Annotated in this window: 22 protein-coding genes; 8 read left to right on the top strand and 14 right to left on the bottom strand. The window is 36.5% G+C overall.

Translation table 11 applies throughout. The features are described 5' to 3' along the window. Positions 1-84 precede the first annotated feature (84 nt). Complete coding sequence (locus ACN5L8_RS04850) at positions 85-1,233, top strand: lipocalin family protein (protein ID WP_419172449.1); 1,149 nt, start codon at positions 85-87, stop codon at positions 1,231-1,233. 44 nt (positions 1,234-1,277) lie between these two features. Here the strand turns inward: ACN5L8_RS04850 and ACN5L8_RS04855 are convergent, their stop codons facing one another. The 6 genes from ACN5L8_RS04855 to ACN5L8_RS04880 form a co-directional block, all read right to left on the bottom strand. Further along, positions 1,278-1,454, bottom strand: a complete 177-nt coding sequence (locus tag ACN5L8_RS04855; protein WP_412474314.1) for a hypothetical protein — start codon at positions 1,452-1,454, stop codon at positions 1,278-1,280. A gap of 33 nt (positions 1,455-1,487) precedes the next feature. Continuing rightward, entirely contained in the window at positions 1,488-1,808 is a 321-nt protein-coding gene (locus ACN5L8_RS04860; RefSeq protein WP_334679139.1) for a hypothetical protein, read from the bottom strand. Then, positions 1,798-2,349 (bottom strand): hypothetical protein, encoded by a 552-nt coding sequence (locus ACN5L8_RS04865; protein WP_419172450.1) that lies wholly within the window; start codon positions 2,347-2,349, stop codon positions 1,798-1,800. Before ACN5L8_RS04865 ends, ACN5L8_RS04860 begins: the two co-directional genes overlap by 11 nt. A gap of 15 nt (positions 2,350-2,364) precedes the next feature. After that, positions 2,365-3,390 carry a fatty acid desaturase family protein gene (locus tag ACN5L8_RS04870; protein WP_419172451.1) on the bottom strand — a complete coding sequence of 342 codons (1,026 nt, stop codon included), beginning with the start codon at positions 3,388-3,390 and terminating at the stop codon, positions 2,365-2,367. A gap of 65 nt (positions 3,391-3,455) precedes the next feature. Next, entirely contained in the window at positions 3,456-5,363 is a 1,908-nt protein-coding gene (gene acs / locus ACN5L8_RS04875; RefSeq protein WP_419172452.1) for an acetate--CoA ligase, read from the bottom strand. Positions 5,364-5,426: 63 nt separating this feature from the next. After that, complete coding sequence (locus ACN5L8_RS04880; protein WP_412474310.1) at positions 5,427-6,458, bottom strand: serine/threonine protein kinase; 1,032 nt, start codon at positions 6,456-6,458, stop codon at positions 5,427-5,429. 80 nt (positions 6,459-6,538) lie between these two features. Here ACN5L8_RS04880 and ACN5L8_RS04885 point away from each other — a divergent pair, with 80 nt between their 5' ends. Then, the gene (locus tag ACN5L8_RS04885; protein WP_412474309.1) at positions 6,539-6,979 is read left to right on the top strand and encodes a DUF4430 domain-containing protein; all 441 of its coding nucleotides are present in this window, start codon (positions 6,539-6,541) and stop codon (positions 6,977-6,979) included. 8 nt (positions 6,980-6,987) lie between these two features. Here ACN5L8_RS04885 and ACN5L8_RS04890 read toward each other — a convergent pair whose 3' ends face one another. Together ACN5L8_RS04890 and ACN5L8_RS04895 are read right to left on the bottom strand one after the other, a co-directional pair. Further along, a complete protein-coding gene (locus tag ACN5L8_RS04890) occupies positions 6,988-8,475 on the bottom strand; it encodes a protein adenylyltransferase SelO (protein WP_419172453.1) in 1,488 nt (495 codons plus the stop codon). A 9-nt stretch (positions 8,476-8,484) separates the two neighbouring features. Continuing rightward, on the bottom strand, positions 8,485-8,706 hold the full coding sequence (locus tag ACN5L8_RS04895) for a SlyX family protein (protein ID WP_115360872.1): 222 nt from the start codon (positions 8,704-8,706) through the stop codon (positions 8,485-8,487). 221 nt (positions 8,707-8,927) lie between these two features. Between ACN5L8_RS04895 and ACN5L8_RS04900 the strand changes: the two genes are divergently transcribed. From ACN5L8_RS04900 to ACN5L8_RS04925, 6 genes are all read left to right on the top strand, one after another. Continuing rightward, complete coding sequence (locus ACN5L8_RS04900) at positions 8,928-9,356, top strand: TlpA family protein disulfide reductase (RefSeq protein ID WP_412474306.1); 429 nt, start codon at positions 8,928-8,930, stop codon at positions 9,354-9,356. A gap of 41 nt (positions 9,357-9,397) precedes the next feature. Continuing rightward, the gene (locus ACN5L8_RS04905; protein ID WP_115360876.1) at positions 9,398-9,850 is read left to right on the top strand and encodes a DUF5522 domain-containing protein; all 453 of its coding nucleotides are present in this window, start codon (positions 9,398-9,400) and stop codon (positions 9,848-9,850) included. A gap of 97 nt (positions 9,851-9,947) precedes the next feature. Further along, positions 9,948-11,435: a DUF4105 domain-containing protein gene (locus ACN5L8_RS04910; RefSeq protein ID WP_419172454.1), complete on the top strand. Its 1,488-nt coding sequence runs from the start codon at positions 9,948-9,950 to the stop codon at positions 11,433-11,435. A gap of 14 nt (positions 11,436-11,449) precedes the next feature. Further along, positions 11,450-12,040 carry a hypothetical protein gene (locus tag ACN5L8_RS04915; protein WP_115360880.1) on the top strand — a complete coding sequence of 197 codons (591 nt, stop codon included), beginning with the start codon at positions 11,450-11,452 and terminating at the stop codon, positions 12,038-12,040. Between the two features lie 182 nt (positions 12,041-12,222). Then, on the top strand, positions 12,223-13,755 hold the full coding sequence (locus tag ACN5L8_RS04920) for a hypothetical protein (protein ID WP_419172455.1): 1,533 nt from the start codon (positions 12,223-12,225) through the stop codon (positions 13,753-13,755). Between the two features lie 284 nt (positions 13,756-14,039). Next, a complete protein-coding gene (locus ACN5L8_RS04925; protein WP_115360886.1) occupies positions 14,040-14,396 on the top strand; it encodes a hypothetical protein in 357 nt (118 codons plus the stop codon). Here ACN5L8_RS04925 and ACN5L8_RS04930 read toward each other — a convergent pair. Genes ACN5L8_RS04930 through ACN5L8_RS04955 form a run of 6 tightly spaced genes read right to left on the bottom strand, consistent with a single transcriptional unit; the run spans position 14,380 to position 19,214 of the window. Further along, on the bottom strand, positions 14,380-15,171 hold the full coding sequence (locus ACN5L8_RS04930; protein WP_419172456.1) for a hypothetical protein: 792 nt from the start codon (positions 15,169-15,171) through the stop codon (positions 14,380-14,382). The two genes, ACN5L8_RS04925 and ACN5L8_RS04930, sit on opposite strands and share 17 nt — an antisense overlap. Next, positions 15,168-15,392, bottom strand: a complete 225-nt coding sequence (locus ACN5L8_RS04935; RefSeq protein WP_115360890.1) for a hypothetical protein — start codon at positions 15,390-15,392, stop codon at positions 15,168-15,170. The genes ACN5L8_RS04930 and ACN5L8_RS04935 overlap by 4 nt, the downstream gene beginning before the upstream one ends. Beyond that, entirely contained in the window at positions 15,392-16,330 is a 939-nt protein-coding gene (locus ACN5L8_RS04940) for a hypothetical protein (protein ID WP_419172457.1), read from the bottom strand. Before ACN5L8_RS04940 ends, ACN5L8_RS04935 begins: the two co-directional genes overlap by 1 nt. Beyond that, positions 16,327-17,100 carry a phosphatase PAP2 family protein gene (locus tag ACN5L8_RS04945; protein WP_419172458.1) on the bottom strand — a complete coding sequence of 258 codons (774 nt, stop codon included), beginning with the start codon at positions 17,098-17,100 and terminating at the stop codon, positions 16,327-16,329. The genes ACN5L8_RS04940 and ACN5L8_RS04945 overlap by 4 nt, the downstream gene beginning before the upstream one ends. Positions 17,101-17,136: 36 nt before the next feature. Further along, positions 17,137-18,348, bottom strand: coding sequence for a multidrug effflux MFS transporter (locus ACN5L8_RS04950; RefSeq protein ID WP_419172459.1), 1,212 nt, complete (start codon positions 18,346-18,348; stop codon positions 17,137-17,139). Further along, positions 18,348-19,214: a pirin family protein gene (locus ACN5L8_RS04955; RefSeq protein ID WP_419172460.1), complete on the bottom strand. Its 867-nt coding sequence runs from the start codon at positions 19,212-19,214 to the stop codon at positions 18,348-18,350. The genes ACN5L8_RS04950 and ACN5L8_RS04955 overlap by 1 nt, the downstream gene beginning before the upstream one ends. Positions 19,215-19,216: the final 2 nt, after the last annotated feature.

Below are 19,216 nucleotides of genomic sequence, written 5' to 3' on the forward strand. Positions count from 1 at the left end.
TACTAACCTTTCTTAACCAATCTTAAACATCAAAAGTATTAATAAAAAGCTACATTTCCTTTCATTAACTTATGGGAGGATTCAATGAAAAAACTCGTACTACTATTAACAGTACTACCTTTCTTTTTTAACTCGGCCACTGCTAAGCAAACAAAAAGAAATTCAAACACGACATTATCAAAAACAGAAACAATGACTGCAATGAAGCACACGAGACGTTTTAGAAACTTCATCAGTGCAGCTCAATTAGCAGGTCTAGATGATCTTGTTAATGCAGACGAAGATATCACAATCTTTGCACCTAACGACCAGGCCTTTGCAAAGCTTCCACCTGATACAGTAGAGTACCTACTTGCCAATCCACTAGAGCTAAGAAAAGTTCTAATGTATCACGTTGGCTATGGGCGCTTAACAAAGAAGGATCTAAGAGCTGATAAGCAAGTAAAGACTTATAATGGCCGTGTCATTCTTGTGGATCAAGATAGCGAAGAATTTATTCTTAATAATCTTGCCATTCGTCTTAGTACTCTAAAGGGATTTGATAAGAATATTATTGTTCACGAAATTAATGAAGTTTTAGTTCCATCAGAAGAGCTTCCTCTTAATAATTTTCAAACAGTAGAATATGTTAATCTTGAGCAATATTTAGGAACTTGGTACCAACAAGGTGCATACGATGCTTTCTTTAACTTAAGATGTAAGGGAACTAAAGCACAATACAAGTTTAAGCATAACCGCGTTAGAGTAAAGAACTCTTGCCAGCTAGCAAATGGTGAAGAGAAAGTTGACAAGGCCTATGCAAAAGTCGCTGATAAGATTTCAAATGCGAAACTTAAGGTTAGCTTTGTTCCTCTTCTTGGATACTTTGGAGTTGGAGCTGGAGACTATCAGATCATTCATCTTGATGAGAATTATACAGAAGCTATCGTAGGAGATAGAGATCGTAATACTCTTTTCATCTTAACTCGCGACAGAGAAATTGATGAAACAAAGTATGAAGAGCTAGTTCAAATTGCAGTTGAGAATGGGTTTAGACCTGAATATATCAACAGAACACCAGTATATGAGATCGAAGAACCAACTGAGCCAACGGAACCATCTGAGCCAACTGAGCCGACAGATCCAACTGACGATCAGGACCAAACTGATCAGGATCAAACTGATCAAGATGATGAGCTCATCATGGATCCAAATAAGGATCAAGATGAAGATGCAATTCTTATTTTCAAATAATAAAAAAGGGCCATTAACTGGCCCTTTCTTTTTATCTATCTTTTCTATCCATACATTTGAAAAAAGATCACTGCAAAGAAGACGACAATAAAGAGAGTAAGAATTAGATATAGTCCTATATCACTTCCCCCTTCATTAATATACTCCTTCCCTTCAGGAATTTTACCTTCATAATCAAATCTCTTTACTTCCGAAGAAGTGCTATTTGTCGTATTTTCCATACGTCCTCCAAAAACAATAAATAATAAAAAAACTTATGAATTTGGATTATTTGGCGGGCTTAGTCCTGAGTGACCACCAAGATGTTCTTGGCTAAAATAGGTTTGAGAAAAATCAATTCTATACGTGGCAGGCTTCTTAGATAATTTGAAGCAATATGAAGAAATGAATAAAGAATGGTCAAAGTCGAAATCTTCTTCTACTAACTCAGCTTGCTCACTGACCTGATCAAAAGTAATTGAAAAAGGAGATTGGCCATAGTGGCCGTGGCCTTTATAAAGATCACCATCATGGTCAGCGTAAAGACTACCAAATAGAAATAAAGATAATAGAAGATAGAGAAAATTAATTTTCAAAACGCCACAGTCCTCTTACGTTATTGACTCCTGCAACACGCCACTTATCTTTCTTTCTTAAAGTAAAAGTAATTTCCACTGGCTTTAGAGTATACTCTCCATCATTTATATTTTTTAAAATAGTTGCATTGGCCTGAGCTCTCTTAGAAATAAGAGGTGGCCTTGTTAAGCTTAAAAGAGCTATTTGCATATCAAATTTATTATCAAACTCTGGTACGATTACAATGGCCTTTACTGTAGCTGTTCTGGCCTCTTCTTTTATCTCAACAATTTTAAATGAAAGTAGGCCTTGGATTGCTTCTAAGACTTCTTTCTTTGTCTTCTTAATATTCTTTTCCCAAATGACCACATCTTTGACGAAGCCACGATAATCAGCGATTTGCTGACTTGAGCTGAATCCGGGATCATAGTGATTAAATGTCTCTTCAAAATTTACTAAGAAAGTCTCACGAATTACTGTTTCCACAGTCTCTTTTGGTGTTGGCTTTGAGCATCCAAAGAGAAGTAATCCGAAAACTAGAAGAATAAAAGTCTTTTTCATGACTCATATTATACACTAAACAAGCTCAGTCTGAATGATTTCTTTTTTACTACGCTCAATAGAAGTTGAAGTCGCTAAAACGTCAAAAATACTAGAGAAAGTATTATGTTTATAGATGTGATCATCGGGAAGTTTTTGCATTAGCTCACGATGGGCCTTGGCCAAATTAGTATAAGGTAGCTCTGGAAAAAGATGATGAATTGCATGGTAATTAAGGCCATTAACAAAGATAAAAAATGAACTCGGCCCTGATTCTATTGTCACAGTATCAAGAAGATGATCTTCCCAACCCATTGGAGTCAGGCTTTCATTTGTATAGAGGTGATTAAATAGCGCTCGATACATATTAAGAGTTGATGAGATGACTACAACACTATACCAAACCCAAATTATCTCAAATGGAAGAATACTAAGATAGATAGCGCACCCAATGACAAATTTATAAAGCATACACATGAGATCATTTCTAATCATTCGACTAATCTCCTCTTCCTTCCTATATGGCCTTTTGTAATCCATAGAAAAAGCGAGAGTTGAGATATTCTGATAAGTCCAAATTCTTTGTTCTTTATTAAGAAATAGATATGAAAGTGGATAGATGCCGAACCTAATAATTTGAATGAATGGCAAAAGTAGAGATGAAAAAAATGGCCTAAGAAGAGTCAAAAAATCAAAACTTGAAATATACTTATACTCCGGATCGCGAGTGGTTCCATAGGTCCTCTTTCCGTGATGAAAGAGGTGGGCATCACCGAGATATACGGGATAGGCATTTGGCCATCCAAATAATAAATTAAAAGCTAAGCGATAGCCTTTAATCTTTTTAGCAATATGTGAAACCTCATGAACAAGGAGTGTTCCACGATAGATAAAAAATATAGCAAGTAAGAAAGAGATGATATTAAAGTGAAAGCAAGTATAAAAGAATGCACTCCAACCAATAACTGCATTAATAATAAGATCAAACCATACCCTAGACTTATTAAGGGTGTGATGCTTTTTAAGAATGTCACGCATTAGCTCAAGGCCTTCCTCTCTCATGCACTATTTCTAGCACATAAGAGAGGAATCAATAATACTTATGTAAAATGTTTACTTAATTTAACTTACTTAACACCGTTTTTTATTTCTTCAACAACCTCTGGATCTAGAAGAGTCGAAGTATCACCGAAGTTATTAAAATCATGGGCAGCAATCTTTCTAAGAATTCTTCTCATAATCTTTCCACTTCGAGTTTTTGGAAGACCTGAAACGATTTGAATCTTATCAGGACGAGCAACGGCACCAATTTCTTTAATAATTGTGTCGTTGATATGTTTTGTAACTTCTGCCTCATCTTTTAAATCAGTCACAACATAAGCATAGATCCCCTCACCTTTTACATCGTGCGGGTAACCAACAACGGCACTTTCAGCGATGGCCGTATTCTTACCGATAGCATTTTCAATCTCGGCCGTTCCAAAACGGTGACCAGACACATTGATAACATCATCCACGCGTCCTGTAATTCGCATATAACCTTCGATATCGCGTTTGGCACCATCACCAGAGAAATAATAACCCTTATACGTTCTAAGATAGGCATTCATGAAACGCTCATGATTCTTATAAACAGTTCTAAGCATTCCTGGCCATGGGTGCTTAATACATAGCTTTCCTTCGGCCATTGTTTCACCAATCTCACGGCCATCATCATCAACTAGAACAGGAATAATTCCAGGAAGAGGAAGTGTTGCTTTACAAGGCTTTGTCTTTGTCAGCCCAGCCAGTGGAGAAATAAGAATTCCACCTGTTTCAGTTTGCCACCAAGTATCGACAATTGGACACTTCTTCTTTCCAATATGCTCATTATACCAATGCCAAGCTTCAGCATTAATAGGCTCACCAACAGAGCCTAGAACCTTTAAAGTTGAAAGATCATACTTTGCAGGAACATCGTCTCCACACGCCATTAATGCACGAACTGCAGTTGGCGCAGTATAAAAATGAGTCACCTTATTCTTTTCAACGATATCCCAAAAGCGTCCCGCATCTGGATAAGTTGGTACACCTTCAAACATCATTGTTGTGGCACCATTTAAAAGTGGCCCATAAGTAATATAAGTGTGTCCAGTGATCCAACCAATATCTGCTGTACACCAGTACATATCTTTACTCGATTCTCCTGGGTCTACTTGAAAGACATTGGCAAAAGTATAAGCGGCCCAAACCATATAACCAGCTTGTGTATGAACAACACCCTTAGGCGTTCCAGTTGACCCCGAAGTATAGAGTATAAATAATGGATCTTCTGCATCTAGTTGAGGAGCTGTGTGCTTATCGGAAGCTTTATCAAAGAGATCGTGCCACCAAAGATCACGCCCTTCTTGCATCGTTACTTCATTATTTGCACGCTTGTGTACAATTACATTCTTAACACAAGAGCAGTCTTTTTCTTCTAGGGCCTCATCTACAATAGACTTCAGTTCAGTGACCTTAGTTCCGCGAAGTCCTCCATCATTTGTGACAAGAACACTACACTCTGCATCTACAATTCTTCCGGCCAGGGCCTGAGCTGAGAAGCCACCAAAAACAACAGAGTGAATTGCACCAATTCTGGCACAAGCAAGAACTGTAAACATCAGCTCTGGGACCATAGACATATAGATACAAACACGGTCACCTTTTTTAACACCAAGCTCTTCTAACATATTTGCCGTTTTACAAACTTGAGCGTGAAGTTCTTTATAAGTGAATTCTTGATTTTTCTCACTAGGATCATTAGCAACATAGACCAGTGCTTTCTTATCACCTCTTGTTTCAAGATGACGATCGAGACAATTTTCAGTGATATTTAATTTGGCACCATTAAACCAACGAATTTCCCCATCAGTAAAATCACCTAACGTAACATCTTGCCATTTTTTAGAAAATTGAAAATTCTCTGCGATCTTTCCCCAGTATTCACTCGGGTTATTCTTTGCCTGCTCATAAGCGACTTCATATTCTTCGAAAGTTTTAAGACGAATATCCATATTCTTTACCTCATAAAATTTTAGTGATTAGAACTAAATTTTCTCGCAAAGATATGAATTCGTCTAGTAAACGTATGGATTCTTAACTTCTATAATCTTACTTAGTAAGGCCCTTAAATCATTCATTTGGCCGTACCAATAATTAGGCGACTCAAAGTAGCCAAAAGTATATTTAAATGACGGATCGTCCCATCGCTTCGCAATCCATGCACTAAAGTGAATGAGGCGTAGTGCACGAAGAGAAGGAATTAATTTTAGCTGCTCATAAGGAAATGAGCGAATGCTATCATATGCCTCTAGAAATATATTTCGATCGATAATGGATTGTTGATCATCTCCTGGACAAATTGGCCATACATCCTGAACAACTGGGCCCATTACCATATCATCAAAGTCAACAAAGTATGAATCATCACCTCTTAAAATGATATTTCCTTTATGAAAGTCACCATGAACTCTTTGAAAGTTCATATTCTCAAAGAGAGGCTTTGATTCACGAATGATCTGATCACAAATTGTAATGAAGCTTTCTCTGATATCTGCAGGAATATAGTCCGTAGACTTTAAGTAGTTAAGATTAGCTTCTCCGTAAGATTCAGGAGTGAGCTTTATTCGATGTTTGGCCGCCTTAAGAGCACCAACACTATGAATACGAGCAAGTGAGCGCCCCATTATTTCAAGTTGCTCTTCATTCATTTCTTCAGGGTTTCTTCCCCCTCTCTTTTCATAAAGGCAATACAAAATCTTATGATCAGGCATTTCAAATAGAGTTTCACCATCGATATTTAGTGGTGGAATCACTGGAACTTCTGCTTCCACAAGGTCATTTAAAAAGTCGTGTTCATCTCGTATTTGTTCCTTTGTCCAACGTCCAGGACGATAGAATTTGGCCACGATAAAATTATCACTTGGTGAGTTGATCTCACTTTCAGGTCGATCAACTTCAATTTCATAAACACGATTTTCGATACTATTTAAAGGTAAACAACGGCCAGTGGTTTTAAAGCCCACAGCGTCAATAGCATCCAAGATGGCCTCTGGATTTAATTTGAAGAAGTATTGGGTCTCTTCACTACCCCAAACATATTTAGACATGTAAAAAATCATACGCTTGCGCACGGCGCCATGGCAATGAAAACATCGAATGCTACAAAGCCATATATTTAGGAGAGATTATGTATAAATTTGCACTTTTAGCACTTATTTCAACTTTTAGCCTTGCTGCAACTTTTGAATTTGTTGGCCCATGTGAAAGAGCCGCACTATTTGAAACCCAAATGCAGCTAGATAATGGTGCAACAGTTGGAAGTGCAACAATTAAGCTTCTAAATACTTATCAAATCCCTCATAAGGGTACACAACGAGGAATGAATTCCATCTTTGATACTCCAACAGGAATTGATGCCATGGAGGTCTTAAGTGATACTCAAATGAATGCTCATGGATGGTGTTACTCAGTAAATGGCCTAAGTCCAGAGGTTTATCCAAACGAAGTTGAGCTTAAAGACAACGATCACGTTATGTGGTGGTTTGGATACGCTCACTATGATAGCGGAAAATGGATCACACAATGTGAGCCGACTTGGAAGCGAGCTCCTGCACAATTTTGCAACTAGGCCCTAAATTAGCTTGAACAACTTAGAGTTGAGCATCCTGGTCGTGAAGTCGACCACTCAGGAGCTTTTTTATAAAAAGGTCTCGTGAACTCATTTAATTCATATGGATTCAAAATCGCCTGCTCTAAATTACGTAGACTTGTTTCATCACCATTTTCTAGGTCATCAAGAACAAGTTGAACGATATAATTTCTTGGAATAAAGACAGGGTTTGATTCGTTCATAACTCCATAGGCAATCATAGGATCTACTCTTTGAAGCTTTTGCTCCCTTTGCCATTTCTTTAACCACATATCCAGACGATTTCTATCATCATTCGTTAAGTCTTTATAGAAGATGCTTTGCCAGTCAACTTCTTTGCCCTCCATCACATCCATTAAGCTGCGATAAAAGAGGGTCATATCTGCTTGAAGATCATATTGAAGATCAAAGAGTTCATCTATAAATTGACGCTCACAGGTTTTAAGTCCAACTTTCTTTGCTTGAATATCTTGATAGAAGTGATGGAACTTATCAGGAAAGCTATCCAGTTGTTCATCGAGGTTATCAAGACAAACAGTCTGAAGCGCCTCTTTTAATTGAGCAAGGTTCCAATATGCAATATTGACTTGATTAATAAATCGGTAACGTTTTTCTCTAAAGTCAGTTGTATTTGGTGTCCAATTAGGATCGAATCGATCAAGCCAACCATAAGGCCCATAGTCGATAGTAAGTCCTAGCATTGATAAGTTGTCAGTATTCATAACTCCATGAACAAAGCCAACACGCATCCATTCACTCATAAGATAGGCCGTTCGGCGTACAACCTCACCAAACATTTCCTTAATGGACATGCCAGGAAAATAATTATCTATCGTATAATCGATAAGTTCTTTTAATTCTTCGAGTTCATGGTTGGCCGCATGTATTTGATAATTCCCAAACCTCAAGAAACTAGGTGCAATTCTAGTACAAATAGCTCCTTTCTCGTAAGCAGCATTTCCATCATAGAACATATCCCTAAGGACATCCTCTCCGGTCTCAACAAGGCTTAATGCCCTTGTGGTTGGAACTCCTAAATGGAACATTGCTTCAGAGCAAATATATTCTCTAAGTGATGAGCGTAGTACGGCCTTACCGTCTGCTCCCCTTGAATAAGGAGTTAGACCTGCACCTTTAAGTTGAATTTCCATCCCATTTAATTGACCAAGACTCATGGCCCTGCCATCACCAAGCTGTCCGGCCCAATGTCCAAATTGATGGCCACCGTAGCGAGCAGCAATCGGAGTTGGAATATAATTATCTTGATTACCACTTAAAAGTTTAATCCAAAGTTCTTTATCTGAATCTTTAATTCCCATGGCAGAAGCTAGGCCATTACTCCAACAAAGTAATTTGGGATTAGGTGCTTTCTCAGGTGTAACTTTAGAAAAGTGTGCACCTGGAGTTTGTTGAGGACGACCTGTTAGCTGTTTAAACTCTCGCAGCCCCTGATAAATTTCTTCGAGTTTAATCATTTTTTGCCTCTAGTAATGTGGTGGCTTAAAGTCTTTAAGATTCTCAAGTGTCATCTGCTCAGCAGGACCGTCGCTCTGGGCGGCCACGAGATTCTTAACATGTGCAACTAATTCATCAATGATAAACTCTTGCTTTGTTACAACTTCATTTAGTTGGCCTAATAAATGATCCTGATGACAAAATTTTTCTTCAAGATCGACTAATCTCTTTTCAAGTTCTTCTTTATTCATGTTTATTAAATACTACATTCCTTAAGTAGCGTCTATTTATTAGTCGTAGCTTACTGTACTTCTAGTAACTTAGAGAGGTGTCAAAAATTAGGATTTAATTAATCACTTCTATTTAAGATCATGCTAAAATATTTGCCATGAAAAAGAAGTGGAATTTTGCCACCAATTTTATCAGTCTCATACTGCTTGGATTTATAATTTACAAGCAGGCGCCTGCTGTCATGAATAACTTTAAGAAAGAGGGCTCTAATCTCAATCCAAAAGAATATCTTGATATCAGAACAAATGAGAAGATCAACTTTCCGTCTCAAAACGAGAAGGATCACTCTGTTGCGATCTTTTGGGCAACGTGGTGTGGGCCATGTAAAGTTGAAATGCAAAGGCTCCATGACTCAGTATTGGAAGGAAAAATCAATCCACAATCAATCTACGCTATTAACGCATTTGAAACAGGAGTGAAAGTACGTCGCTTTATTAATCAAAGTCCATATAAGTTTCGTTTCATAAATTCTCCTTATGCAACGAGAAAGCTCCAAGTAAAGTCCACACCTACAACAATCTTTTTAAAGGGTAATAATGTCACTTCCATGAGTTCTGGTTTGAGCTTAATTGGTATTTGGCGAGCAGAAAAGCATCTGGCCACAAAGTAAGAACTCTCGACAAGAGTTTCTTTAAAGGCTAATATCGATTTATGGATTCAAATCAAAAACTTACATATACTAATGATGAAGGCCTAGAGGTTAAGACATCACAATTTTTAAGAAACCGAGGTTCTTGCTGTCGAACAAGCTGTCTTCACTGCCCATATGGATTCACTCTTAAGAATAACGATATCACTTTTAGAGATGTTGAGGCACAAGAGATAAAACTGGCACAAACAATTATGGATGAAAGTGCTGGTAAACAAGAAGAAACCTCTTCCATTGCGGCTTCACTCATGGGATCTGCATTTGGTGCACCTAAGAAAAAAGTTAATTCAATACAAATTAATGATGAAAATTATCACAATTATGCTTTTGCTACTTTAAAAGAAGTTGTCTTTGGGCTAATTGAAAAAGGACCCAATCAAGCAAGAAAGCTCTACTTAAGAGAGCACTTTAAAGAGCAAGGCCTGGATATCGACTTCATAAATTCAACGATTTAAACCTGTTCATTAAATTTACACCCCTAAAAACTTTTACAATCATACTCATTTGAATCTCTAAATAACCTATATTAACAGGGAATATTTGGAGAATTAGATGAAGAGAACCGCACTACTTTTAGTAGTACTAACTACATTAATTTCAAGCTTACAGGCCCAGGCCAGACACAGCGACTCAGACTTTCGTGAAAGACAACGTGAAAGGATGAAAGAGCGTCGCAAAGAAAAAGAGCGCAAGAAGAAAATTAATCGAATCAACTGGTCTGCAAATTATCAGGACTTATTAAATGAGAATGGTCGCTTCTTTCAACGCCTATTTAGGCGTCATGATGCCGGTCGAATTATAGGCTTAGAGCTTATTATTGCATCAAGCTCTTGGTCAAATATTGAAAGTGGCTTTGGTCACACGATGCTTCGTTTTGTTGATGATATTGGAACTGAATCTGATGATGTTGTTCTAAGCTTTGTAGCAAATGTCGATAGTGTAAAGCTCAACTATGTAAAAGGTATTTTTGGTGGATACCCAGTATTTCCTCAAGTCAAAAGTCTTCGTCTTTTTATGGATGAATACAATAACAGACAAAAAAGAGATCTTGATCGATACATTATTATCTCAAATGAAGAGATCAGAAATAACGTAATTAACGAGTTAAAAGAACAATGGCGACAGATCGCTAAACACCGCATTGAAACACATAAAGGTGTAATGCAAGAAACTGTTGAAAAACTTAAAAACTACTCAAGTGAAAAATATGGCCAGGGACAATATGGAATCCTGCCACTGAGGTCGCAAACAGGGTCAATCTATGCCCTATCAGCAATTCCAAAGAAAACTGAAGGACAAGTAAAGACAACAGTAGAAGAAATCTTTCCTCTTCTTTATGACCTTCCACAAAGTAGTGATTTGGGAGATTATACTTTCTTTGCAAATAATTGTGCTGGAGCACTTGTAAACTTCTTTAAACAAGTAGGACTTCCATATCATAAGAGCCTTGGTATAAAAGGAAGAATCCCACTAGCTCTACCAAAGTACTTAAAAAGAGCATTAGTTAATCCTTATCCAATTATTAAGATTAAATCACTAAGAGAATTAAAAGAAAAAGTTGTTGAGATACTTGATCTTAAAGATATTGATCAACTTCGATACGACATAAAACCAGAACAAGTTAAAGTGCTAATTAATAAGCTAAGTCTTAATGAAATTAGAAAACTAAATGAGATTGTATCATTTGACCTAGCTGCCTTTAATGAATACAAGGCCTTTATCAAAAAAACAGACCGTATTGGATTTGATGAATTACATGGCCTAGAAAAGGTTCCAGCTAACCTCTATGAAATTTGTAATAACTCAAAATGCGAGTCTGAAATCAAGACAAGCTTAGAGTCATTTTATGGAAAAGGTACTTTAGCAAAGATTCAAGAAGAAGGACAAAAGCTTTCTAAAAGAGAAATTATTAAGTGGAAACGCGATCATCGAACAAAAAGAAGAGTTCGTGTCTACACTGAACCATACGAAGGACTATTAGTTAATAAAGAAATACTAGATCATCAAAAACGATTCTATCTTTTACATGAGAGATGGTAATTTTAGGAGGAACAATGAAAAAATCACTTTTAGCACTTGGGCTACTATGCTCTATTGCAACAACAGCAGCACAAGCAAATTGTCTTGAGCTTTACAAAGAAAGAAATGATGCACCTACTGATAAAGCAATTGGTACGGCTGCAGCACTTAGTACAACAGGTGTAGCACTTGCCTGGGGTGGAACTGAGCTTGCATCATCAACAATTGCAGCAGGAACAGCTGTTTTAGCAGATTCAGATAATGTTATCATTGATCTTATCGCTCTAGATATTATTCATGATGGTATAACTTCAGCAACTGAAGCAGTTTACTACGGTTCATCAAGTACGCTTGCTGCCTCTGGTGTTCTAGACTCAAGTAGAAGAAACTTCAGCGGGCAAATTAAGCTTATCGAAGATGCACAACTTGCACCAAAAGTAACAGGGACAACTCTTGCAGAGTTTACTGAAGACTTAAATGACAAGCGCTCTGAAGATGCTAAAGTTTCAACAGCAGACGTTGCTAACGAAATCCGCATCGCTAACGATCGTCTTGAATTCTGTATTGATCCAGATGATATGATGTCTATGTCTGAGATTAGAGATTTCATCAACAAGCAACTATAAGACTTGTCTATATCGTGGGCCAAATTCCTTGGCCCACTGTTTATTTCCTAAACACTTTTCAATAACTAAACATTCAATTATTTGCTAACACCCTATAATCACGATATGAAATTGGCATATCTATTGCACTTATATATGAAATAGAAAAATCCAATCGTAAATCACAATTAGGGAGAAAGACGATGAAGAATATCTGTTGCCTAGCTTTAATGACATTAGTCGTTTTCAGTACAAATACACAAGCTGAAAGCTACCGTGGAAAGTTATTTAAGAAAGATGGTGTTGTGAAAGCAAAAATCCATATTGATGGCCAAGTCGACAACTTCAAAGTTACACAATTAAAATTCCCTAAACGCTACAATAAGTATCTCGATAAAGTCCTAGTCAACTCTCCTAATTATGTCTTTGAGTTTGATGGTGAGATCTCTGAGAATAATCTTATTATTGATAAGATGCCAAGAGTTGTTGCCGACTTAGAAGATCGAGTTGGAGTTCTTACAAAAAGTGCCGATGGTTCATTCTATCTTAATGATCAAAAGGCTGAGTTTGGAAGAACAAAGAAGATTTACGGAACAAAATTTGATAAAAAATCACGTGACTATTTTGTTGGAAAGAAAGTCCACACTCAAGGTCACATGGAAGACAATACTTATATTATTAATGCAATTATTCCTGCAAACCTTTTCACTGTTGGTGATAATCCATATCCAGCAAATAAGAAATTCGAAAAGAATCCTTTAAAATACATTCTTAAAGAAATGCCAAAGAATAAAAATTCTCAATCACTTGAGCCATTTAGAGGAACTATTCGTCATCGTGATAATTATCAGGCCACTCCAGGAGATCACGTTTTTGTTGTCACTTTAAGTGGACGACAAGGAGATATTCCAGGCTCAGCAGCAGGACACTTTGCTATTGGAATGGGAGAAGTTCAAAAAGACTTATCAATAAAAGGTGAAACATTTAATTTTTACTTTAAAGGTGAAAAAGAGGTTCTTGCTAGTAATACAGACCTAGTAAGTTACTTTGGTCACCTAATTCAAGGACAGGTTAATTACCGTCCAACCTATACACTAATTGGCTATGCGCGCTCTAAAGAAGATATGATGAAAGTTCGTGATATCTTTGAAGAACAACTACATCGAGTACGTACAGAAGAGGGTCTAGAAATTACTCCATTTTATAATTGTACAACGACTTCTAATGATACAATGAGAGAAATTGGCATCAAGGGAGCACATGAGTTTGCTATTAGTAATATCCTTGACTACCAATTTTATCTACCACTTAGCCAAAAAGCGCCAAAAGATGGAACTGATGCATCGAAATTATCTCAATTACGTTATATTCTAAAAAGAGACTCTGAGCATTACGTACCAAGAAAAGCATTTGAGTCTTTTGCTAAAGCAATGGTTTATCAAAGTAAGCGATTAAAGCTAAAAAGAACTGATTATATATTCTTACCTCAGACACCATCAGAGAGAAAGATGGGTGGTATCTCTTATGATGAAGTACTTGCTGAAGGAAATAAGATTGTTAACTTCAGCAAGGCCAGAGATGAGAGGATTGCAAAAGAAAAAGAAGCAAGAAAAGTACTGGCAGACGAAAGCTCTACACAAGAAGAGATTAACGCTGCAAAAGAAGTACTAGCAAAAGCTCCTTCTAAAGAGGAAGATGAAAAGCAAATTGATGAGCTTCTCTATAGTATCGATTAATAAAATTTAAATACAAAATTAAGTTTCTCCTAAACTATGACTGGCGATTTAGTGATAATAAAAAGCATATTATGGCATTTTCCTGGTATCAGTATCATCGTAGTGGAAGAAAAGTACTTGCTGAAGATATAAAATATTAGGATAAAGATGGTAATGAGCAAACAATCCCAACTGGAACACTCATCGACTCAGTATTTAACTTTGATATCATAAGACTCTTCTATGCTTACTCATTCTTTCTTGATGATCGAATTAATCTCTCAGGTGGTGATGGATTCTATGTTATGCCTTTTGAAGTAGGTGTTGGTGAATCAGGACAAGCAAAGACCAAGAATAGCTTTGTCGCACCATTACCAACATTTAAACTCAAAGCTGAGATTAACTTAACTCAAAAATGGATTTTAAATAGTGAGTTAAATCTCTTCTATATTAAGATAGGTAGCTTTTCTGGAAAGGTCTTTTCTAATAATCTCTATGCTGACTATCGATTTGATAACGGTTTTTTCCTAGGACTAGGTATCGAAGCATTTAAAATCGATATAAAACTAGATGAAGATAACACAATTTTTGAATCTGAGCTTGATGGACGAGTAATTCTGGCCAATCAGTCACTACTAATGCGTCTTAGGTATGATTTATAGGAGTCTTATATATTTTTAAATATAGATCAATCCAGGCCAGAACCTCTTGTTTCTTCTTATTAAATTTTTCGACTTGTTTACTTGTTAAGGATTTTTGAAATTCATCAAAGAATTTAAAGAAGTATTCATTGTCTTTTAAAACTTGCTTTAAATCCTCTACATCACTAAAGTTTCTTTTCAATGCTTCTTGGTAAGCTATTTGATCATCTATCTTTAACGTCTCGACAAATTTCTTTCTCCAAGCACTTGAAGCCTTAAGATTATCCTTCTTCTTTAAGTAATCCACAACAAGCTTTTCCACTAATATATCTTGCTTGGGTGTTAATTCACCAAACAATCTTGAAAGCCTATCGACTCCTCGCTTTTTATAGCTTTTAAGATCAGTTTCTCTTTTTTCATTTGCTTTTTTCTGTTTTTCAACAAGCTCCTTTCTTTGCTTACTATCAAGCTTAGAGAGCACTTCAATAGAAATAGCATTTACATCTTTTAGAACACGAGAATACGGAGGATATCCTTTCACGACTTGCTTTCTTAGGGAGTCTTTCGTTATATCATAATCAGCTAAGATTTTTCTTAAGATGATTACTTCTTTATGATGCTCAAAAAATGAAGATGTTACCTGAGAGCGAAGTTCTTCTTCCTGCGCCTCATCTAATTCTAAATAGTCTTCAATTTTGTCACTGAGGAAGTCAGGTGCCTTACGTAGAATAGTTTCACGATAACTACAGCTCGATAAAAAAACAAATAGAAATAAGAAATATAGGACTTGTTTCATTTTGGGCACTCCACTTGTCGCCACTTCTTATCATTTACATAGCGAAGAGTGCGTGCATCCTTAACACCTGCTTCTTTTAACCAAATATCCCAACCCCACTGTCTCATGACAATATAGGTCTTTGGAAACTTATCACTTGTCACACAAGTATTTGCTTCTCTTTGAATTACAGTTTCGCCACCACAGCTTATAAAAAAAGCAAAGGCCAATAAAAGACTCATTAGAACCACTTTTCAACTTTAAATATAAAATCTAAAAAAGTATTATCTGCAACATAGAGATCATTGTTATTTATAAGTAAATTATAACGATCAATACGTTGATTAACTTTAAAGCTTATAATACCTAAACTATTTTGAAACTTAAGATAGTCAAATTCTATGTAATAATTTTGTTGAGTTGATTGATCAACATTAACTCTCTCTGTCGCACCAGTGAGGTCAAAAGCGTCGGCCGAAAGGAAGTTGAAGCCGACAGTCGCTCTTATATTCTTTGTCACTTTAGCTTGTCCCAGAAAGCCCAACAGAACCTGAGAACTGTCTTGTGCCTTTAATCGTTCATTATTAAACTCTGACTGATTAACACCACCATTGTAGAAGTTAGCACCAATAATACCCATAAATGAAAAAGTATTAAAATCAATACCAGTATACGCAGCAATCTTATAGTATTCTTGTCCATCAAAAGGACTTACTGTTCTATTTAAAGGAGTTTTAGAAGAATTAGTAGCACCCCATACAATAGAGGCTTCAATATCAAAGAAGACTTCATTTTCTTGAATTAATCGATAACGTAAATCAATGCTTGGATCATAAAAAGCAAAAGGACTCTTCTCAGGTGTTTCACTATCATTTTCATCTTCTAGATGAGTATCAAAATCAGCTACTTCAGCATGAGTACTAAAAGCAATAAGAAAACGATCCGATATTGAATACCTATAGTTAATCCCAGCAACTAGAACAGAGCGATCAACTTCAAAGAATTCTTCAACGCCACCAGAGCGATCATCAAATTCCATTTCATCCAATGACCAATAGATAGAATATTCTAATACACTCCCACCCTTTTCTGGAAAGCGATATAAGTAGTCTAGACTCTTAAGTTGGGCCATTGATGAAAAAGAGAAGAAGATCAATAGAATAGAAATTAAATAATTCATAGAGAAACCCCAATGCTTAGACCGTAACGGTTACGAATAGGATCAACAGTTGGAGTTAGAATTGCTCCACTCTTATTATTAAATCGATACTTTCCATTTTCATCAAAGTGAAACTCGTACATGAAATAACTTGTCAGAGATCCTATAAGGGCCCCAGTAGCGACATCTTTGAAGCTATGTTTATTTGCATCAATACGAGTCCAGCCAATATATGAAGCGTAAATAAGTGGTAGAGATGCAATGTAAATATTTTCATGAAACTTCTCGCTTCGATAAATATCCATACTCATCCACATCCCAACAGTAAAAGCATGAGTTGTATGACCACTTGGGAACGAAAGATAATTAGATTCATCTGGGCGCTGTTTATTTACAGCATACTTTGTACCAAATGTTATCCCCTGAGAAATGAACATAGACTCAGTAAAAACAAATGCTTTTTCAAAAGCGTATTCATCATTTCCAAATAAATAGTATCCATACATTCCAGCTGTTAAAACTTCAGGCCCATGATTACCTAGTTGGTATGCCCATACAGGAACTTCAATATCATCTTCGTCAAAATCGTAATCACTACTATCGATTTCTTGTTTTACAAATTCAGGGGAAATTATGGAATATGTCACTAATTCGATAGCAAAGAAAGTAGCTAAGAATTTGATTTGGATTGGAGAAACATCCCAACGACTCTTACGGATATGCTCAGAAGGAGGTGAAAACGCAAAAGTGTGAATGGTCACAAATAAGAATAAGATACATGCTTTTAACATATATAAATGAGACCAAATTTTACTTTAATCGTCTATCTATTTTACTTTTTTTACGATGAAAAGAGATAGCATGCTACACACTAAGAAGCCTATTGCGATAGGCGTTACCGTTTCATTATACAATTGCCCAATAGTGGAACCAATAAGAGCTGAAATAAGAATCTGGACAGAGCTTATAACAGAGTTTGCTGTTCCGGCAATATGCCCCATAGGCTCGAGGGCCAAAGCACTGAAGTTCCCAAAAAGTAGACCGAAGTTGAATAAACAAAGAAGCAAAAAACCATAGAATAAATAAAACGATGGATTTCCATTTGTGAAGTAAACAATAATATTAAATATAATTGCGACAATAGTAAGAACTGTAAGAGCTGTTTCACAAAGCTTTCTCATCCCCATTTCTTCAACAAGTTTTGAATTTAAAAATGAAGATAGTCCAATGGCCAATGCTAAAACACCAAAAGCAATTGGAAATTTATCACCGAGTCCATATTTTAATTGTAAAATTTGTTGGGATGAATTTAAGTAGCCTATAAATGCACCAAATATTAAACCAGCTGCTAGAGTGTAACAAACAGTAGCAGGGTGCTTAACGGTTTCTAGAGTTGCTTCTTTAATCTTAGAAAAAGAAAGAGGTCTGCGATACTCTTCAATTAATGTTTCTTCTTGTCTCGTACTGAACCAAGCGAAATTAATGATCGCCAAGAAGATCATAAAGAGAAATATATCTCGCCATCCTCCAAAGCTTAGAATTAATTGGCCTAGAGTTGGCGCAAGCGCTGGAACGAGGACAAATATGATCATAATTAAAGACATCGTCTTTGCCATGACATTTCCAGAGAAACGATCTCTTACCATCGCTGTTGAAATAATCTTAGCTGATGCTGCCCCTAAACCTTGTATAAGTCTTCCTAACAACATTAGATTAAATGTTGTTGCACTATAAGATATTATACAACCAAAGAAGAAAGTTCCTATACCAATATACATTGAAGGCTTTCTACCGATGGCATCAGAGATTGGCCCAAATAATAATTGCCCAATTCCCATCCCGATAAATATAAATGAAATGACCATTTGGTTATCATTGGGATTAACGACACCTAAGCTTTCTCCAATTAAGTTTAGGGCCGGTAACATCGAATCAATAGCCAAGGCCGCAAATGACATCAGTGCGGCCATTAATGCAATAAATTCTTTCTGACTTATTTTCTTTTGAGTTGCTTCAATATCTTGAGAAGGAAAATCCATTAACTGAGGTGTCCCATTTTGCCTGATTGGTAATCTTCAAAAGCTTGAATAATTTCTTCTTTTGTACTCATAACAAAAGGGCCGTGTGAAAAGACAGGCTCATCAATTGGAACGGCATTCATTATTAAAAGCTCTGCCCCCACTTTACTCGATACCTCAACCTCTTGGCCATCCCTATGAAAAATTGCTAATTGATGTTCGTTAACTTCATTACCATTTAAAGAAACACTTCCCTTCCTAACGAGAACAAGTAAGTTTGTTTTATCTTCTAAAGAAAGCGAGAAGTTAGAACCTTCTTCCATATCTGTTTGAATAAGATTTATTGGAGAAAACGTTTTACAAGGACCCACTTCTCCTAAATAATTTCCTGAAACTAATTTTAGTTCAACTCCTTGAGCATGATGAATCCTTGGAAAAGTTTCTCCTTTTACGCCTTGATATCTTGGCGACGTCATTTTGTACTCGCTTGGAAGATTTACCCATAGCTGTACCATTTCAAAAACGCCACCCTCTTCACTAAACTTCTGAGAATGAAATTCTTCATGTACAACACCACTTGCAGCAGTCATCCACTGGACATCACCTTTTCCAATGACTCCTCCGCCACCACTTGAGTCTCTGTGCTCGACTTCTCCACCAAAAGCAAACGTAACGGTCTCAAATCCTCGATGGGGATGTTCACCGACTCCACGTTTTGCTTTTGTTGGAGCAAATTTCTTAGGAGCAGCAAAGTCCATCATAAGAAATGGTGTCGTATATTTATAAAGATTATGTCCAGGATGAAACATTGTGTGGACATGAAAGCCGTTACCAACCCAGTGTTTAGGAGGTGGATCAATAATATATGCTAATTCTTTTTTGCTCATAA

This window comes from Halobacteriovorax sp. (assembly GCF_048381875.1).
Lineage (GTDB): Bacteria > Bdellovibrionota > Bacteriovoracia > Bacteriovoracales > Bacteriovoracaceae > Halobacteriovorax_A > Halobacteriovorax_A vibrionivorans.

Coding starts and splice junctions, on each gene's coding strand:
- ACN5L8_RS04850 (WP_419172449.1), top strand. CDS start 85: ATGAAAAAACTCGTACTACTATTAACAGTACTACCTTTCTTTTTTAAC.
- ACN5L8_RS04855 (WP_412474314.1), bottom strand. CDS start 1,454: ATGGAAAATACGACAAATAGCACTTCTTCGGAAGTAAAGAGATTTGAT.
- ACN5L8_RS04865 (WP_419172450.1), bottom strand. CDS start 2,349: ATGAAAAAGACTTTTATTCTTCTAGTTTTCGGATTACTTCTCTTTGGA.
- ACN5L8_RS04870 (WP_419172451.1), bottom strand. CDS start 3,390: ATGAGAGAGGAAGGCCTTGAGCTAATGCGTGACATTCTTAAAAAGCAT.
- acs (WP_419172452.1), bottom strand. CDS start 5,363: ATGGATATTCGTCTTAAAACTTTCGAAGAATATGAAGTCGCTTATGAG.
- ACN5L8_RS04880 (WP_412474310.1), bottom strand. CDS start 6,458: ATGTCTAAATATGTTTGGGGTAGTGAAGAGACCCAATACTTCTTCAAA.
- ACN5L8_RS04885 (WP_412474309.1), top strand. CDS start 6,539: ATGTATAAATTTGCACTTTTAGCACTTATTTCAACTTTTAGCCTTGCT.
- ACN5L8_RS04890 (WP_419172453.1), bottom strand. CDS start 8,475: ATGATTAAACTCGAAGAAATTTATCAGGGGCTGCGAGAGTTTAAACAG.
- ACN5L8_RS04895 (WP_115360872.1), bottom strand. CDS start 8,706: ATGAATAAAGAAGAACTTGAAAAGAGATTAGTCGATCTTGAAGAAAAA.
- ACN5L8_RS04900 (WP_412474306.1), top strand. CDS start 8,928: ATGAATAACTTTAAGAAAGAGGGCTCTAATCTCAATCCAAAAGAATAT.
- ACN5L8_RS04905 (WP_115360876.1), top strand. CDS start 9,398: ATGGATTCAAATCAAAAACTTACATATACTAATGATGAAGGCCTAGAG.
- ACN5L8_RS04910 (WP_419172454.1), top strand. CDS start 9,948: ATGAAGAGAACCGCACTACTTTTAGTAGTACTAACTACATTAATTTCA.
- ACN5L8_RS04915 (WP_115360880.1), top strand. CDS start 11,450: ATGAAAAAATCACTTTTAGCACTTGGGCTACTATGCTCTATTGCAACA.
- ACN5L8_RS04920 (WP_419172455.1), top strand. CDS start 12,223: ATGAAGAATATCTGTTGCCTAGCTTTAATGACATTAGTCGTTTTCAGT.
- ACN5L8_RS04925 (WP_115360886.1), top strand. CDS start 14,040: ATGCCTTTTGAAGTAGGTGTTGGTGAATCAGGACAAGCAAAGACCAAG.
- ACN5L8_RS04930 (WP_419172456.1), bottom strand. CDS start 15,171: ATGAAACAAGTCCTATATTTCTTATTTCTATTTGTTTTTTTATCGAGC.
- ACN5L8_RS04935 (WP_115360890.1), bottom strand. CDS start 15,392: ATGAGTCTTTTATTGGCCTTTGCTTTTTTTATAAGCTGTGGTGGCGAA.
- ACN5L8_RS04940 (WP_419172457.1), bottom strand. CDS start 16,330: ATGAATTATTTAATTTCTATTCTATTGATCTTCTTCTCTTTTTCATCA.
- ACN5L8_RS04945 (WP_419172458.1), bottom strand. CDS start 17,100: ATGTTAAAAGCATGTATCTTATTCTTATTTGTGACCATTCACACTTTT.
- ACN5L8_RS04950 (WP_419172459.1), bottom strand. CDS start 18,348: ATGGATTTTCCTTCTCAAGATATTGAAGCAACTCAAAAGAAAATAAGT.
- ACN5L8_RS04955 (WP_419172460.1), bottom strand. CDS start 19,214: ATGAGCAAAAAAGAATTAGCATATATTATTGATCCACCTCCTAAACAC.